We start from the raw sequence: 17,893 nt of genomic DNA, 5'->3' as shown, positions 1-17,893 counted from the left end.
GCTATTGCCAACACTTACGCGTTGGCATTGCTAATTGAATTTACGCGAAGGTTGCAGCTTCAGCCGCTATTACCCATTCTTCATTAGTTGGTACAACATAAACGGCGGTTGACGCTGAATCTGTGGTTATTTTTCCACCTTGACCAAAACGTGCGTCGGTATTTCTCTTCTCATCAAGGCTGATACCAAAATGTGCGAAATAGCCCATGGTTGTTTCTCGAATGAGCGACGAGTTTTCTCCGATACCACCCGTAAAGACAATTGCATCTAACGTTGGCACAGCTACCATGTAGCCCGCTATGTATTTAGCCAAGCGATAGCAGAAAATTTCAATTGCCAACAGTGCGCCTTCGTGACCTTCAAGTGCAGCATCTTCGAGGGTTCTGCAGTCGTTGCTAAGCTCTGAAATGCCTAGCAAACCTGATTGCTTGTTTAACAAGTCGCCAATTTCATCTGCGGTTTTACCAAGTTTTTTCTGTAGCGTACCGGGCAAGCTAGGATCTAAGTCACCACAGCGCGTACCCATTACTAGCCCTTCTAAAGGAATGAAACCAAGGCTAGTATCGACCGCCTGCCCCTTTTCAATGGCTGACACGCTGCAGCCGTTGCCTAAATGCGCACTGATTATGCTGGTGTCTGAAACTGGCTTTTCAAGAATTTTCGCCATGCTATCAAGTATGAACTTATGGCTGGTTCCGTGAAAACCGTAGCGTCTAATACCGTGCTCGCGATAAAGCGACATAGGTAGTGCATAAATAAAGGCTTTTTGCGGAAGTGTTTGAAAAAATGAAGTATCGAATACCACAACATGTGGCAAATCTGGATACGCAGCTTGAGCGGTCACAATGCCTTTTAGATTAGCCATATTATGAAGCGGTGCCATGCTCGCATACTCTTCGATTGCTTCAAGTACGCTATTATCTACAAGGGCAGCACCTTTAAACTTTTCTCCACCGTGTACAACACGGTGACCAATGGCGATAGGCTGTACACCTGTGCGTGCAATAATTTCAGAGATAGCATTTAACGCTTCTGTATGCCCTGCTTGTGGTGGCAATGCGTGCTTTTCTTTTTTGCCGTTTAACTTGTAAGATAAGCTTGCATCGCTATTACCAAGAGCCTCAGCAATACCAGACAGGCCAGCCTCTCCAGTTTCAGCATCAATTATTGCGAACTTTACTGAGGAACTACCGCAGTTTAGAACTATAACTTCTTTCTTCATTTTTTTAATTTACAAATAAAAGTGTTAAGACAATTCAAGTGATTGAATTGTAGCATTTCTAAACAACCGGATTGGTTAAACAATTGCTAAATGTTTTATAAAAATTGTCGCATGCACTTATTTTCTATAGTTTTTTATAGCAAACTTTCGTTAATTTACGGCAACCCATCTATATTCGAAGAATTTTTATCAAAAATAACTTTATAATTTCAATAACTTAGATGAAATTTGCGATTATTTTTTAAAAAATTCACCTTTCTTTCTTGAAAAGTATTTAGGCCATTCCTATATATGATTTGTCGGCGCTGAAAGGTCAGGTCGACAAAACCGCCGCCGCAGAGTCGGGGCATTTAAATTTTAAACATATTGCTTAATTTTGAGGATATGACTATGCGTACTATCGATCTATCTCCACTTTACCGTTCATTCATTGGTTCTGATCACCTAGCATCGCTTATTGATGCAGCCTCTCGTGCAGAAAAACAGAGCACCTATCCGCCGTATAACATCGAACTGCTCGGTGATGACAAGTACAGAGTAACCATGGCGATTGCTGGTTTTAGCAAAGACGATGTATCAATTCAGGTTGAAGAGAATACATTAACCATTACTGGAACCAAGAAAGCGGAAGCGGAAAACAAAGAAGGTAACGAACGTAAGTTCTTACATAAAGGCATCTCAGAGCGTAACTTTGAGCGTAAATTCCAGCTAGGCGACCATGTGAAAGTGTTGGCTGCAGATATGGAAAATGGTCTATTACACATCGATATGGAGCGAGTCATACCTGAAGCCAAGAAGCCTCGCCAAATAGAAATTGGCTCTCGTTTAATTGAGAGTTAATAAATAGTTTCTTGGTTTGTTTCCCAACTTTTAGCGGCGCCTTACGGCGCCGTTTTTTTGCCTTTAAACGCAAAAGTGAAGTTAAAAACGCTTGCATGCTAAGCGTTCGCTACTTAATCACTAACTATTTAGACATCATCTACCTCAAGGGTGTAATTAGCTTTACCCGACTCTCCTGACTGAAAGTGTCCTCGAAAGGTTTTACCCGCGAGTTCTCCCGTTGCAGAACCTTTGATAGATTTGAAATCGCTGCTAGCAATACCGCTTTCAAACTTACCGTTGTGCTGAAAAATAACGGTACCACGCAAGCCTTTGATCACACCGGTAAAGGTTTCAAAACCCGTAAATTTGGCGGACATTTGCGATTGATAAGACATCAAGAACTCAACACTTGACTCACCGCTCATGTCACCGGTGTACATCTGCTTAATGCTGGCGTGTGACAACTTTATTCCTTCAGCTTTTTCACTGAGTGTGTCTTCATCCCATTGGATAATGGAGAAACTTCCCTCGATTGTCATCACTATCCCTTTTATATTAACGTCGTAGTAAGTTTTCCAATACTAACCTCTTGTGCAAAAAAAGACAGCCTAAGAGTTGTAACAGTGCGTTTAAATAAATCCCTTAAGCATGGCTAAACCCAAAGCATTACAGGTACTCGCGTCCTTAATTTCGCCAGTTTTAATTTTCTCTTTCAATGTGTTTAAAGAAAGTGAGACTACGCGTAGATCTTCTTCTTCAGCATCTAGCTTTTGTGTACCTTGAGTCAGGCCCTTTGCCACATAAATATGGTATCCCTGATTACAAAAGCCGTATGCAAGATATTGGAACCCAACATACTCCATCGACTCAGCGGTTAAGCCGGTCTCTTCTTTAAGCTCGCCTTTTGCAAGCTCAACCGGGTCTGCGCCGGGATTGTTTTCCCATGCTCCCTGAGGAAGTTCTAGCTGTCGTTCTTTGATGGTATAGCGGTACTGCTCAACCATATACACGGTATCGCCTTCAATCGGCAAAATAATGGCAAAGTCTGGCTTTTCAACCACGCCGTAAATACCTTCGTTTCCACTACAGCGACGAATTTTGTCTTCTCTTACGCGAAGCCATTTGTTTTCATAAACCACTTTTGAATCAAGCGTTTCAATATCTGCCATCGTCATCCTTATTAATAAACGCAAGTATGTTAATAACGTCACTCAATAAACATAGTGGGCGATGAGCAGTACTCAGTCAATTGTGAAATTAGCAATTGTTCGACTAAGTAAAAGATTATTCTCTTTCATTGAACTAGATAATTTTGATAACGCTTGAGACAACTCCACTTCATGCTTTGCTGCAGCTTCAACATCAACAATATCTTTTGCTACTTCTTGTGTTGTGACTGACTGCTGCTCTGCCGCCGCAGACATATTGTTAGCCATAAGCTCAACGTTTGATGCGGCATCCTTTACTTTCTCAGCTGTCTCTCGCCCCCTTCCAGTAATTTCAACCGATTTCTTCACTGCCGAAGCGCTTTTGTTAATGTCTTGGACAACCACCAAACTTGCTTGTTGAAGCGACGCGAGCAGTGTAGCTATTTGGGCTGATGCGTCTCGACTATTCTGTGCTAGTTTGCGAACCTCATCGGCAACAACCGCAAATCCTCTACCATGTTCTCCAGCACGGGCCGCTTCTATTGCAGCATTCAGAGCCAATAGGTTCGTCTGATCTGAGAGAGTGTTGATAGTTTCGAGTATGCTACTTATGTCAGTCACTTGCTTTTCCATAGCCGCAGCATTAACCTCAACGTGTGTCATATCGTCTTCTAAGAGCTTCATCGCCGCTCTAATTGATTCATTAATATTAAAAGCCTCTATTGCCAATTCATCTAACGATTTGCTCGCAGCTAATGTGTCAAAGGCTGACTTCGCAATATCGGTACTAGTTACCGATATTTCTTCTAGCGCTGACGCGATATTAAGAGAGCGTTGTTGCGTTTTACCCGCATCGTGTACCATTTCAGTGCAGGATGTTTCTAATTCCGCTGATAGACGCGAGCTGGCTTCAATTGATTGCTCTAACCCTTTGATTACATCTTTTAATGCCAATATCGTAGTATTAATTGCTACGGAAACCCTTCCCAACTCATTTTGCATCGGCATCTCTACATCAATTGTTAAATCCCCATTTTCGGCAATTTTCGCAAGATTTTGAGTAAGGCGCGTTAGTTGAGTATTGAGAATGTACAGCAGCGAACGGTAGATAATTGCAATGACCACAATACCAACAAAAATAATGATGAGCGTTAGCACTAGGTTTAACATGGCGTTCCTGTGCATTCGTTCCGCATTCTCGTTTACTTTTTCCCAGATATTATCAAGTATCGCTTTTACGTCTTTAATTTGTGACGTTGCAGCGCTAAACCAGTCGCTGCTTGTTGGAAGCGAGTTAAAGTCAATTGCCTGCGAACTAAGCGTTTGTAAAGTGCGCTCAATCATTTTTGCATTATTTGATGTCATAGCTTTTGTGAACTCAACATTGCTCTCATGAGGCAAACTATTTTCTAGCTTTCCTGCAAGGTATTGCGCCTCTTGTTGATAACCCGTTAGTTCACTTATTACAATGTCACTGGCTTCACGTTTCGCTATCGCACCATTAACTTTCCCTCGCAGTTGCCCTAACCGCTCTTTTAATTGGGCTACAAGAATAGCATTAGACAACTGCTCTTTTGAGGCTAAGTTATTGACGTATATTGTTAATGAAGTTGCAGCGTTCAACGCAGATGCGTTAAGTGAACTGTAGAATGCGAAGGCCCGAGCACCTTTTTGACTATCTACTTCTCTCCTTAAGGCGTCTTTTTCACGTAAGTAACTGATGAGTGGATTAACGATTTTAACTACTCGTTCGCTGTACATATCAGTATTTTGAAGTAACGATATCATCTTTGAGGCTGCGTCATCTGCATGTTGACGCTGCGTATACACTTTTTCTTGCCCTTGTGACGTTGGGTTACCTAAGTAACCTGCAGTCAAGCCGCGCTCTACCGCATGATGATGGGCCACTGATTCTACAGCAGCAATAAGCGTTATAATATCGATATCAGTTGCGGCCGCATTGGTAACATCTAATGACCGTTTAATATCTTTGAAAGATAGGTATAAAACACTTAATAAGAGAATTCCCGCCCCCAACACAGACAGTTGTAGTATCGAAAGTCGTTGAAATAAGCGCACCGATAGAGCTCCATGTAAACCGTACTGCTCGATAGAAAAAGTGAGGAAAGATACACCCCCATTACTGTCCAATAATTAGCCAGCTCATCTTAGTATAGAAAACAATGGAATAACCGCAAAATGGCTTTTTAATCACAAACAAAAACGCCGAGCAATTTGCTCGGCGTTTTTATATTGTCATCGATTAAATATATTCGACTTCGATTATCTCAACTTCAACAGCGCCGGCCGGCGTTTGAATCGTTACCATATCATCAAGCTCTTTACCGATTAGGCCACGAGCAATAGGAGAGTTAACTGAAATTAAGTTATTTTTAATATCAGCTTCGTCGTCCCCAACGATGCGATAAGTGGTTTCTTCATCGGTATCAACGTTAAGAATGGTCACGGTAGTACCGAAGATAACCTTACCGGTATTTTCCATTTTAGTAACATCGATAATCTGTGCGTTTGAAAGCTTACCTTCAATATCTTGAATGCGACCTTCACAGAAGCTTTGCTGTTCACGGGCAGCGTGATATTCAGCGTTTTCTTTCAAATCACCGTGCTCACGTGCTTCGGCAATAGACTCGATAATACGTGGGCGTGTTTTTGTTTTTAGCTCATTTAATTCGTCACGCAGCATTTGAGCGCCGCGCGCTGTCATTGGATACTGACTCATGAATACCGTCTCACTTAGCTAGTAATTTAAACAGAAAAGTGCGCCGCGAAGGCGCACTTTTTATTGGTTCACACAAATGTAATATTGCTAGGATACCTCGTATCCTAGCGTATGTCATTAGTGTTTAAGTCTAGCGTGTAGTTCTTGAACTGACGCCACTTTATTGCGGTCATCGGCAGACTTAGCACGGATAGTTGCGAATGCAGCGTTCATTGTTGTGGTGTAGGTTACCTTGTTTACCAAGGCTTCACGACGAATGTACACTGAGTCGGTGATGGCTTGACGACCTTCTGTTGTGTTAATCAAATATGCGTATTCGCCGTTCTTGATAGCATCAACAATATTAGGGCGGCCCTCAGACATCTTGTTCACCACTGTGCTCATGATGCCTGCATCGTAAAGTTCGGTAGCCGTACCGCGGGTAGCTTCAATGCTAAAACCCGCTTCAACCAACGCTTTTGCCAGAGCAATCATACGAGGCTTGTCGGTATCACGTACTGAAATAAGCGCTTTACCTTGCTTAGGTAGTGGCGCACCCGCACCTAAGTTAGCCTTCGCATACGCTTCTTCAAAGGTATCACCAACGCCCATTACTTCACCCGTAGATCGCATTTCTGGGCCTAGTAGTGGGTCAACACCTTGGAACTTAGCAAAAGGAAGCACCACTTCTTTCACAGAGTAGAACGGAGGAATAACTTCTTCTGTTACGCCCTGCTCGGCTAAGCTCACACCAGCCATGGCACGCGCTGCAACTTTTGCAAGAGGTACGCCCGTTGCTTTAGATACAAACGGCACGGTACGCGCAGCGCGAGGATTGACCTCGATGAGGTATACTTCACCGTCTTTAATCGCGAACTGTGTATTCATTAGACCGACTACGCCAAGCTCAAGCGCCATGGCTTTAACTTGCTCGCGCATGACATCCTGAATCTCTTTTGAAAGCGAGTGTGGAGGCAATGAACATGCAGAGTCACCAGAGTGAACACCCGCTTGCTCGATGTGTTCCATGATGCCGCCAATGACTACGTCTTTGCCATCGCAGATAGCGTCGATATCAACTTCAATAGCATCGTCTAGGAAACGGTCCAGCAATACTGGCGCATCGTTAGACACTTTAACCGCTTCGTTTAGGTAACGCTTAAGGTCTTTGATGTCATACACGATTTCCATTGCACGACCGCCTAGAACGTAGCTTGGACGAACAACCAGCGGGAAGCCAATCTCTTCAGCCATAGTTAGCGCTTGCTCAACATTCGTTACCGTGGCATTTGCAGGCTGCTTAAGGTTAAGCTTGTTCACCATTTGCTGGAAGCGCTCACGGTCTTCAGCACGGTCAATCGCTTCTGGTGAGGTACCGATTACCGGAACACCAGCTGCCTCTAGTGCACGCGCAAGTTTAAGCGGCGTTTGGCCACCATACTGCACGATAACGCCTTTCGGCTGCTCTTTAGCAACGATTTCAAGTACATCTTCCAATGTTACTGGCTCGAAGTACAAACGATCTGACGTGTCGTAGTCCGTTGAAACCGTTTCAGGGTTACAGTTAACCATAATGGTCTCGTAACCATCTTCACGCATTGAAAGCGCCGCGTGCACACAGCAGTAGTCGAACTCGATACCTTGACCAATGCGGTTTGGACCGCCGCCCAATACCATAATCTTGTCTTTGTCAGTTGGCGCTGCTTCGCACTCTTCGTCATACGTTGAGTACATGTAAGCTGTGCTGGTAGAGAATTCGGCTGCACAAGTATCTACACGTTTGTAGACAGGAGAAACTCCAAAACCGCGACGTGTCTCACGAATATCGCTTTCTGCCACTTTGGTCAGTTCAGCAAGACGCGCATCAGAGAAGCCTTTACGCTTAAGAGCGCGCATAAAGTCAGCATCAATACCCGGTAAGCCAAGCTCAGCCACTTTAGCTTCTAGTAGGATAAGATCTTCAAGTTGAACAAGGTACCAACGGTCGATATTAGTAAGGTTGAATACTTCTTCAACCGTCATCCCCATACGGAATGCATCACCGATGTACCAAATTCGCTCTGCGCCAGGTTGACGAAGTTCGTAAACCACTTTATTGCGTGATTCAGGGTCTTCAAGGTCAACCATAGGGTTCAGGCCTGTCGCACCTACTTCAAGACCACGAAGGGCTTTTTGCAGTGATTCCTGCTGGTTACGGCCAATAGCCATCACCTCACCCACCGACTTCATTTGGGTAGTTAGACGATCGTTGGCACCGGCAAACTTCTCAAAGTTAAATCGTGGGATCTTAGTGACTACGTAGTCGATTGACGGCTCGAAAGAGGCTGGCGTTAAGCCACCTGTAATATCATTTGCTAATTCGTCTAGCGTGTAACCTACCGCAAGCTTTGCAGCCACTTTCGCAATCGGGAAGCCCGTTGCTTTAGACGCAAGTGCTGATGAACGCGATACGCGAGGATTCATTTCGATGATTACTACACGACCTGTTTTCGGGTCTACACCGAACTGTACGTTTGAACCTCCGGTTTCAACACCAATCTCACGCAGTACAGCCATTGCTGCATTACGCATTAGCTGGAATTCTTTGTCAGTCAGGGTTTGTGCTGGAGCAACTGTGATTGAGTCGCCGGTATGCACGCCCATTGGGTCGAAGTTTTCTATAGTACATACAATAATGCAGTTATCTGCTTTATCGCGTACTACTTCCATTTCGTACTCTTTCCAACCTAGCAGCGACTCATCGATAAGAAGCTCGTTGGTAGGAGAAAGGTCAAGGCCGCGATGACAAATTTCGTTAAATTCATCAATGTTGTACGCGATACCGCCGCCAGTTCCCCCCATGGTGAATGACGGGCGAATAATACAAGGGAAGCCGATACGGCTTAACACATCGTGCGCTTCATCCATGGTGTGCGCAATTTCCGCACGTGGGCATTCTAGACCGATGTTCTTCATCGCTTTATCAAAGCGTTCGCGGTTTTCTGCTTTATCGATAGCATCTGCCGTAGCACCGATAAGCTCACAGCCGAACTCTTCTAGTACGCCATGCTTATCTAGCTCCAGCGCACAGTTAAGTGCAGTTTGACCACCCATTGTAGGTAAGATGGCATCTGGACGTTCTTTTTCGATAATCTTGCGAACCACTTCCCAGTGGATAGGCTCGATGTAAGTTGCATCTGCCATTTCTGGGTCGGTCATGATGGTTGCTGGGTTAGAGTTAACCAAAATAACACGGTAGCCTTCTTCGCGAAGGGCTTTACACGCTTGCGCGCCTGAATAGTCAAATTCACAAGCCTGGCCAATAACAATAGGGCCAGCACCAATGATAAGAATACTTTTTATGTCGGTACGTTTTGGCATAGTTGGCTAATTCCTACTGCTTGTGTTGTTCAATAAGTTCGATGAAGTGGTCGAATAACGGCGCCGCTTCATGAGGACCTGGGCTAGCTTCAGGATGGCCCTGGAAGCTGAACGCAGGCTTGTCGGTGCGGTGAATACCTTGCAACGACTTGTCGAACAACGAAATGTGAGTTACTTCTAGGTTATCTGGCAAGCTAGACTCATCAACAGCAAAACCGTGGTTTTGGCTAGTGATCATAACTACATTGCGCTTAAGGTCTTTAACCGGGTGGTTTGCACCGTGGTGACCAAACTTCATCTTCACTGTCTTCGCACCACTTGCGATAGCAAGTAGCTGGTGACCAAGACAAATACCAAATACAGGCGTACCGGTTTCGACGATAGTTTTGATTGCGGTTACTGCGTAGTCACATGGCTCTGGGTCGCCCGGGCCATTTGACAAAAATACACCGTCAGGATTCATGGCAAGCACATCTTCAGCAGGGGTTTGCGCGGGTACCAGGGTTACTTTACAACCGCGGTCAGCTAGCATGCGAAGAATGTTGTTTTTAACACCGTAGTCAAAAGCAACAACGTGATATTTGAACTCGCTTGGTGTTACATAACCTTTACCAAGTTCCCAACTGCCTTCTGTCCATGTTTTTGGCTCAGTAATACTTACTACTTTTGCCAAATCCATGCCTTTAAGGCCAGGGAAAGCTTTTGCTTGCGCTAGTGCGCTAGACTCGTCTAATTCATCAGAGCAAATAATGCAGCCATTTTGTGCACCTTTGTCTCGCAAGATACGCGTTAAGCGACGTGTATCAATGTCGGCAATACCCACAACGCCTTTCGCTTTAAGGTATTCAGACAAAGTTTGCTGTTGACGAAAGTTACTAGCAACAAGAGGTAGGTCACGGATTATTAGACCTTTCGACCAGATTTTATCTGCTTCGACGTCTTCTTCGTTAGTGCCGGTGTTGCCAATGTGTGGATAAGTAAGGGTGATGAGTTGTTCAGCGTAGGATGGGTCGGTGAGAATTTCTTGATAGCCGGTCATGGAAGTATTAAAAACAACTTCCCCAACGGCGGAGCCTGTAGCGCCTATCGCCGTACCTTTAAAAACAGAACCATCCTCTAACACCAAAAGGGCAGAATTAGCCAAGTCAACCTCCAGATTAAGGATAACTATGTGTTTGTGCAGTTTTCTGCACAAACCCCACAAAAAACGGGAGTTATTGAAAACAATACATCCCGTTTTACGATCTTTGCAGCTAATAAAACCGCACTCTTCAGCCATTTTATTGGCTTCAGAATACGAAATTCTGGCAAATTCCGGCGAGTATACATCACTGACCGAAAATGGCAAATTTATTTGTAATAATTTACTAAAATAACGCTTATACCACCATTTTTGCGCAGAACCACCGAAAGTACGGCTTATTGCTCATTTAAAGTGCAACTTTAGTTTAACACTTTAATAACGCCTTGGAGTTTGCATGCTTTTAAGCCATGGCACGCTAACATCCAAAAACGCCTACAGCTTTAAATCAAGTACATCAACCATGGAGTATAGACCAGGTTCTTTTCCATACAACCACTTTGCCGCATGCACAGCACCTTTTGCGAATGTAAGGCGACTCGACGCTTTATGCGTGATCTCTAAACGCTCACCAATATCTGCAAACAGTGCGGTATGTTCACCAACAATGTCCCCGGCGCGAACTGTTGCAAACCCAATGGTACCTTGATCCCGTTCTGGCTCTTTTCCTTCCCTTCCGTATACAGCGCAGTTTTTTAAATCACGGCCTAATTCGTCGGCAATGGCTTCACCAATGGCCATGGCTGTACCAGAAGGCGCGTCTTGTTTAAATCTGTGATGTGCTTCTGTTATTTCGATGTCAGCCGTTTCACCCAGCACACTAGCCGCTTGTCGAACTAGGGAAAGCATTAAATTTACGCCCACACTGTAATTAGCCGCAAATACGATAGGTATATGCTTTGCGGCTGCATCTAACGCTGCTAACTGTGTATCGTTCAATCCAGTAGTTCCAATAACGACCGGCATTTTATTTTTAACGCACCACATAAGATTACTTTCAATAACCGAAGGCAGGGTGAAGTCGATCATTACATCTGCATCATTACCACTTAAATCTGATAGCGCAGTACAATCAACGTCTTTTTTGCCAATACCCGCAAGTTCGCCTACATTTAGTCCAACCCAAGGTGAATCATCGCGTACCGTCGCTACGCTAAGTTGTGCATCTTCACTTAAATCCAGCGCTTCAACTAAAACCCGTCCCATACGCCCGTTGGCGCCAAATAATCCTACTTTCATTTTTAGCTTTACACTTTTATTAACCTTCAACTATCGGGCATTTTGCCAAATGCCGACGCTATTGCAATGCGAGATTCATATTAAATATGCATAATTAGAAACCAAGAGAAGGGTTTATGCCTTTTTGATATTCATGCATTTGTTGAATAAATCTGATTAAAACCTTTAATTTAGGTATATGAGCACCGCCACATATTGTCTGCATGATATGGCGCCGTATTTAAGCCCCATTTTGTAAGTGCGGTATTTAATCGTATGGATTCCTTTCGCTTTTAGACAAAACAAAGTTTTATATAGCTAAGCTTACTTGTTTTCATAAGTGTATTAAGCGACGCTATTGCTCAGAACTTATGAATAGGGCCTTTTAATTAACCTCTGACTCATCTTGATGTAAAACAGAGTGTGATTAACCCACAAATTGTGAATAGATTGACTATGCAGAAAACTCTAGTATGGGACCTCCCCACTCGCCTATTCCATTGGCTTATTGTCGCGAGCCTATTAGCTCAATACGCCACGGTTGAATGGCTTGAAAACAAAGTCCAGTGGCACTTCTATATAGGGTATTTCACCTTGTTTCTCATTGTTTTTCGTCTTCTTTGGGGAATGGTTGGCACACAGCACGCAAGATTCAGTAGCTTCGTAACCGGCCCTAAAGCCGTTTTGAACTATGTGAATACACTATTTAACAAACATTCTGATCCTGCTGTTGGGCACAATCCATTAGGTGGCTGGTTTGTCATTGTTATGCTTGTGCTCATGGCCATACAAGCCATATCAGGGTTGTTCATGACTGACGATATTTTCTTAGACGGCCCCTATCGCCAGTTAGCCAATGAAGATACATTAGCGCTAATGAACAGCCTTCATCATCTCGCTTTTGACGTGCTTCTTTATGTTATCGCATTGCACATAGGCGCAGTTATTTTTTACAGCGTATATAAAAAGCAAAGATTGGTTCCCGCCATGGTGCACGGCAAAAAAATGTCAACAACTGCTGGCATTGCTGACTCTCGGCTGTTGCGCGCGCTGGTTGTTGCGCTTATCTCTGCAGCTGTCGTTTACGCAGCTATTGAAGTATACCCGCCAACTCCACAGGTAGATGAATATTACTATTAAGTAAAAAAGTACGTTATTTCCAATTCGCTCAACACAGCTCAATGAGAGGTGTAGTTTGACGCTTACCTCTTTACAAGACTAGGGGCAATCGCCCCTAGTCTTGTAAAGGATAGAGTCACTACCTTTCATAACTGTCGTTAGATTTTTACATCAAACTGCACTTGTCTCATTGACTAAGCCTTTTTCTCGCATTATCGACTCTATTTCTCTTACGCTTGATGGATCGTCAATCGTCGAAGGAATAGCAACAGACTCATTGGCTGCAATTTGACGCAATAGTTTTCGAAGTATTTTCCCTGAACGGGTTTTAGGCAAACGATTAACCACAATCGCTCTTTTAAAACAGGCTACTGGCCCAATTTTGTCGCGAACACGCTGAACGAGATCTTGTTCAAGCGATTTTTCATCAAGATTAACGCCGTCTTTGAGTAGCACAAGACCAACGGGTAATTGCCCTTTCAGTGCATCGTTTACGCCTATGACACTGCATTCAGCAATGGCCGGGTGCGCTGCAAGTACCTCTTCCATCTCACCCGTAGACAAGCGATGGCCTGCAACATTTATGACATCGTCGGTACGGCCCATAATATAGACATAACCCGCTTCATCTACGTATCCGTTATCTCCCGTGCTGTAGTACCCGTCGAACTCTCGCAAGTAGCCATCGACAAACCGCTGATGATCCTGCCAAATCGTTGTTAAGCACCCCGGGGGGAGGGGTAGCTTGATAGCAATAGCGCCTTTTTCACCTGTTGCTTGCTGTGTATTGGGTCCTTTTAATACCTTAACGTTAAAGCCTGGTGTTGGCACACTGGATGAACCAGGCTTTGTCTCCATGGGTTCAAGCCCCATAGGATTTGAGCAAATGGGCCAGCCAGTTTCGGTTTGCCACCAGTGATCAATAACGGGTACACCTACTTTCTCGTAAGCCCAGTAATAAGTTGGAGGGTCAAGTCGCTCACCTGCCATAAATAAAGTACGTAAACTCGACGTGTCATATTTAGATAGAAACGCTGCGTCCGGATCCGCTTTTCGAATTGCCCGGAACGCTGTTGGTGCGGCGAAAAGTACATTTACCTTGTGCGATTCTATCATCCTCCAAAATGCGCCCGCATCAGGGGTGCCAATCGGTTTACCTTCGTACAGTACGGTTGTAGCGCCTTTGATAAGGGGCGCATAGACAATATATGAATGACCCACTACCCAACCCACATCGGAGGCTGCCCAAAAGACATCGTCCTCGTCTATCCCGTAAACGGCCTCCATTGAGTAGTGCAGCGCAACGGCATGGCCTCCGTTATCTCGAACCACACCTTTGGGCTTGCCTGTGGTACCCGATGTGTAAAGAACATATAAAGGGTCTGTAGCGTCAACACTAACAGGAGAAGCTGGCTTGCTTGCATTAACTAGGGCGTTCCAATCGTAATCCATATTTTCATTTAATTCAGCGGTGAGTTGTTCCCTTTGAAACAACACGCACGCCAGCGGTTTGTGTTTCGCTAAATCAATCGCTTCTACAACAAGCGGCTTATAAGGTAGTACTTTACTCCCTTCAATACCGCATGATGCAGTCACGATAGCAACTGGCTTCGCGTCGTCTATTCGTACAGCGAGTTCATTTGCAGCAAAGCCGCCAAAGACAACAGAATGCACAGCACCTAGACGAGCACAAGCAAGCATTGCTATCGCTGCTTGAGGGATCATTGGCATATAAATAATTACGCGATCGCCTTTTTTAACACCTAGGCGAGACAAACCTCCTGCAAACTTTGCAACATCAGTAAGTAGTTCTTTGTAAGTAAAATGCTGGGTAGTTTGCGTGACAGGTGAGTCGTAGATAAGTGCGGTTTTATCACCACGGCCATTGTTGACGTGATGATCTAGTGCCAGATAACTGGTATTAAGCTGTCCACCTTTAAACCATTCAAAGTAACCATTATTCGTTCTCTGACATCCCTTTTTGGGAGGCGTGAACCACGCTATCTTGCGTGCTTGCTCTAACCAAAACTCGTCGGGGTGGTGAGTAGAAGCAATATATTCTTTTTTATAAGTCATAACCATGTCCTGAGTAGGGTTTATAAATACCCTACTTCAGTTTAATCAGGCCTGCTTATAAGACTTATGGCGCATACTGCATAACAATTTGATTTACATTAATTTAAACTTAAACAAACACTTTCAAATAGCGTAAAGTTTCGAGTGAATTACCAAACAAGTATTGATTTAAACGTATTTAATGTTTTTCCTACAGGCAACTAGTTCCGAGCGTCGACAAATTTATTGCGCCAATCACCTATGCTCATCGGCTTATCTAAGTAATAACCCTGAAAAGCGCTACATCCACACGCCTTTGCTTCGTTTAATTGTCCCGTGGTTTCTATACCTTCTGCCACAGTATCGAGTTTTAACGCTCTTGCCATGTTGCAAATATTTGTAACGAGCACGTTTTTCTCTTTCGAATCTTCTATTGCTTCAATAAAAACTTTATCAACTTTGAGCTCATTAATCGGAAGCGCTTGAAGAGATCTAAGATTTGAGTCACCTATACCAAAATCATCAATAGATAAACTAAAACCTTGCTGAGCTAAATCTCTAACTCGGCGCTGTATTATGTTGACACCTTTTATCAAAGCGCCTTCTGTCAATTCAAGTTTTAGACACTTATGAGGCACCCGCCATCTATTCACTATTGCTACAAATTTGCTGACAAAGTCAGCCCGCGCTAAATGCTTCGCACTTATATTAATTGATAGCTTAGTGTTTATACTCTTCTCGTAGCATTCGCTTAATAATTTACAAGCTTCATTACAAACCCATAATCCAATGTCGGCAATAAAATCGTTCTGCTCAGCAATAGGTATAAACTCTGCTGGCGTAACAACGCCAAGGTGAGGATGGTTCCATCTAAGCAACACTTCAGAGCTTACTAAGTTTCCACTACTACAATATTGAGGCTGAAGCTCTACGAATAACTCATTGTTGGCAATAGCTCTATTTAAGGAATGCTTTATATAGTTATAGCGGTCTATATCGCTACCGTCGATATGCAAATAGGTGTGCTCTCTCTCAGAGTCTAAATAAACAAGATCTTCATTGAAGGCCTTTCTAGACAATAACTCTTTTATTTTTTTGAACGAAAAATACTTTGGTGGGATAGCACAACTAACTGACTTGGTTTCAATGGCCAGTGAACTATTGTGTAAAGTGATAGGGGCCAACACGTTATCTCTGAGGTAGTAAGCACATTGCTGAGCCGCATTTTTCGCCGTATGGTCGTCCTCAAAATAATTTTCCAAGTGAAGAACAAAGTTGCCGCGATCGTATTTAAATACTCTCACGTTAAGCTGCCTATTGACGTCAAAAGCACGCACAAAGCGACTAGCTAATATACGCAGGATGTAGTCAACTGTGGGTTCTCCAAACGCGTCTTCATACTCTTTAACATTGACAATGCTAACCCGAATAAACACAGATAGTGCCTTCTCAGACGATGCTAATGCAGCTTTATCTAAAAGGTATTGCTCTAAATGATAAAGGTTAGAAAGTCCCGTCAAAGGGTCTGTTAACGCTAACTGTCTAAAGCGTTCTACTTCAAAATGCAGGTTTGAAACGCTGCGAATGCTTATAATGACCAAGTCTTGATTATGTACATTGCATGCTTTTAAGCTTACATCGCACGCTATTCTCTTACCGTTTTTGTGACGTATGCACTCGTTTATGGTCTCAACCGCAAAGCAACGTGCAACGCCTTCTTCTAAATTTAACAAGTAGGAAGGCTCATCACTATTTTGAACCTTTGTCGCTAGAAGCTTAACATCTTGACCTAATAACTCTTCCGGTTGGAACCCCAATACAGAAACAACCTGTTCGTTTGCCGACAGTATTGTGCCGTTCTTATCGATGCTGAGAACCACGCTATCAACACCATTTAAAATACTTGTTAGATAGTCTGTATAATTGTGTTGTGAATCAGACAGTCTCTGAGTTTCTGTTTCATCCTGCACGACACCATATAAGCGAGTAAGTTTTAAGCCCAAATTAGTCTGACGCTCAACCTGTAAAAATACGGTTAGCTTTATATTTTTAGTTCGCCCTTGTTTATCGGAAATAGTGAGATGCTTTGCAAAGTGCCTTTGTTTCTTAATCGCTTTGAGAATTCGTTGTTTAAGGTTATCTCTGTCTTCAAATGAAATAACTTCGAGCACATCTTGTAGGTTAACGCTTTTTGAATGTAGCAGTCCCAGCAGGCTTTTCATGATTTGAGTTGAAGAAAACGCGCCAGTGAACCTGTCTATTTGCCACGCCCCTACTTTTGAAATAGCGCTTACCTCTTCAAGGAGTGACAATTGCTCTGACAACTTATCTGAATAAGGATGCCTAGCAAGTTCATAGAGGTAGTTTAATTCGACCTTCTGGCGCAGAATATCTATGTAGGTATGTTGATGCCCAATTAGTTTGCTGTTTCTCACAAATGTAAGCACAACCCCCAACACGACATTTTGCATATCTCTCACCGATGCCACGACGACATATTGTTCACGAAAATGCTCAAGTGATTGGGGTAAGGTGAATTCTCTTGCCGGTAATGTTGCGCTCATTAGCGTTAAAGGCAACATGAGTAGTGTATGGGGCGGGAAAACGATGTGATGTGACTCGATTTCTGAGTGCTCATTATCGCTTGCAATAACGGTGGCGCGGCCACTATTTGGGTTTATCGAAACCAATAATATACAAGGTGACTCTATTTTATCCCTACTTTCAGTCAATAACGCAGAAATACTATTCTGCGTTGTGCGCATTGTGGAAAGCATGCGCTCACTGCGTAAATCCATCTAACTAGGTCCTCGAGAACAATAATACTCGCATACAAAAGCACCTCCCCCATTGATTTAACCAGATGGGTAGAGTGTTGTTTGCGCTTTTGCGCTTTTGCGCTTCGTTATTTTCCAACAGTGACACGTTACCTTATTAGTAAATGCTGTTTTAATACATTTGTAGGTAAGATATTTATCGTGAATATGAGTTATTAATATGTTGGTTTTTCATTCGCAAATATAGACAAAAATTGTACAAATTTCCAGCATTTTGTAGCTATGGGGAGGTGAAAAGATTAAGCCAAAGAGGCGAAATAAAGAGTGAAAAAGTTAACGTCTGCTACTTGTCGAAGATTTATGAAACAATTA

At 43.5% G+C, this 17,893-nt stretch carries 12 protein-coding genes; 2 read left to right on the top strand and 10 right to left on the bottom strand.

Features of this window, described 5'->3' with window-relative positions:
• Window positions 1-40 precede the first annotated feature (40 nt).
• Window positions 41-1,222, bottom strand: coding sequence for an acetate kinase (locus tag ACXAGV_RS06690; RefSeq protein ID WP_474872580.1), 1,182 nt, complete (start codon window positions 1,220-1,222; stop codon window positions 41-43).
• A gap of 390 nt (window positions 1,223-1,612) precedes the next feature.
• On the opposite strand from ACXAGV_RS06690, the gene ACXAGV_RS06685 reads away from it, so the two are divergent.
• Entirely contained in the window at window positions 1,613-2,062 is a 450-nt protein-coding gene (locus tag ACXAGV_RS06685) for an Hsp20 family protein (protein WP_474872579.1), read from the top strand.
• Between the two features lie 128 nt (window positions 2,063-2,190).
• Here the strand turns inward: ACXAGV_RS06685 and ACXAGV_RS06680 are convergent, their stop codons facing one another.
• From ACXAGV_RS06680 to dapB, 7 genes are all read right to left on the bottom strand, one after another.
• A complete protein-coding gene (locus ACXAGV_RS06680; protein WP_474872578.1) occupies window positions 2,191-2,583 on the bottom strand; it encodes a DUF3224 domain-containing protein in 393 nt (130 codons plus the stop codon).
• Window positions 2,584-2,673: 90 nt separating this feature from the next.
• Window positions 2,674-3,213, bottom strand: coding sequence for an NUDIX domain-containing protein (locus tag ACXAGV_RS06675; RefSeq protein WP_474872577.1), 540 nt, complete (start codon window positions 3,211-3,213; stop codon window positions 2,674-2,676).
• 72 nt (window positions 3,214-3,285) lie between these two features.
• Window positions 3,286-5,271 (bottom strand): methyl-accepting chemotaxis protein, encoded by a 1,986-nt coding sequence (locus ACXAGV_RS06670; RefSeq protein WP_474872576.1) that lies wholly within the window; start codon window positions 5,269-5,271, stop codon window positions 3,286-3,288.
• 184 nt (window positions 5,272-5,455) lie between these two features.
• Window positions 5,456-5,932 (bottom strand): transcription elongation factor GreA, encoded by a 477-nt coding sequence (gene greA / locus ACXAGV_RS06665; protein ID WP_014948981.1) that lies wholly within the window; start codon window positions 5,930-5,932, stop codon window positions 5,456-5,458.
• Window positions 5,933-6,049: 117 nt separating this feature from the next.
• Window positions 6,050-9,271 carry a carbamoyl-phosphate synthase large subunit gene (carB, locus tag ACXAGV_RS06660; protein ID WP_474872575.1) on the bottom strand — a complete coding sequence of 1,074 codons (3,222 nt, stop codon included), beginning with the start codon at window positions 9,269-9,271 and terminating at the stop codon, window positions 6,050-6,052.
• A 13-nt stretch (window positions 9,272-9,284) separates the two neighbouring features.
• Window positions 9,285-10,415, bottom strand: a complete 1,131-nt coding sequence (gene carA / locus ACXAGV_RS06655; RefSeq protein ID WP_014948979.1) for a glutamine-hydrolyzing carbamoyl-phosphate synthase small subunit — start codon at window positions 10,413-10,415, stop codon at window positions 9,285-9,287.
• A gap of 372 nt (window positions 10,416-10,787) precedes the next feature.
• Window positions 10,788-11,591 carry a 4-hydroxy-tetrahydrodipicolinate reductase gene (gene dapB / locus ACXAGV_RS06650; RefSeq protein WP_474872574.1) on the bottom strand — a complete coding sequence of 268 codons (804 nt, stop codon included), beginning with the start codon at window positions 11,589-11,591 and terminating at the stop codon, window positions 10,788-10,790.
• A gap of 435 nt (window positions 11,592-12,026) precedes the next feature.
• Here dapB and ACXAGV_RS06645 point away from each other — a divergent pair, with 435 nt between their 5' ends.
• Window positions 12,027-12,710 (top strand): cytochrome b/b6 domain-containing protein, encoded by a 684-nt coding sequence (locus ACXAGV_RS06645; RefSeq protein WP_474872573.1) that lies wholly within the window; start codon window positions 12,027-12,029, stop codon window positions 12,708-12,710.
• A gap of 150 nt (window positions 12,711-12,860) precedes the next feature.
• Here ACXAGV_RS06645 and ACXAGV_RS06640 read toward each other — a convergent pair whose 3' ends face one another.
• Both ACXAGV_RS06640 and ACXAGV_RS06635 read right to left on the bottom strand, forming a co-directional pair.
• Entirely contained in the window at window positions 12,861-14,765 is a 1,905-nt protein-coding gene (locus ACXAGV_RS06640) for a propionyl-CoA synthetase (RefSeq protein WP_474872572.1), read from the bottom strand.
• A gap of 200 nt (window positions 14,766-14,965) precedes the next feature.
• The gene (locus ACXAGV_RS06635) at window positions 14,966-17,542 is read right to left on the bottom strand and encodes an EAL domain-containing protein (RefSeq protein ID WP_474872571.1); all 2,577 of its coding nucleotides are present in this window, start codon (window positions 17,540-17,542) and stop codon (window positions 14,966-14,968) included.
• Between the last annotated feature and the right edge of the window lie 351 nt (window positions 17,543-17,893).

The organism is Alteromonas sp. ABH4_453 (assembly GCF_056160665.1).
The sequence above is the reverse complement of the archived record's forward strand: the minus strand, read 5'-3'. Positions and strand labels throughout refer to the sequence as shown.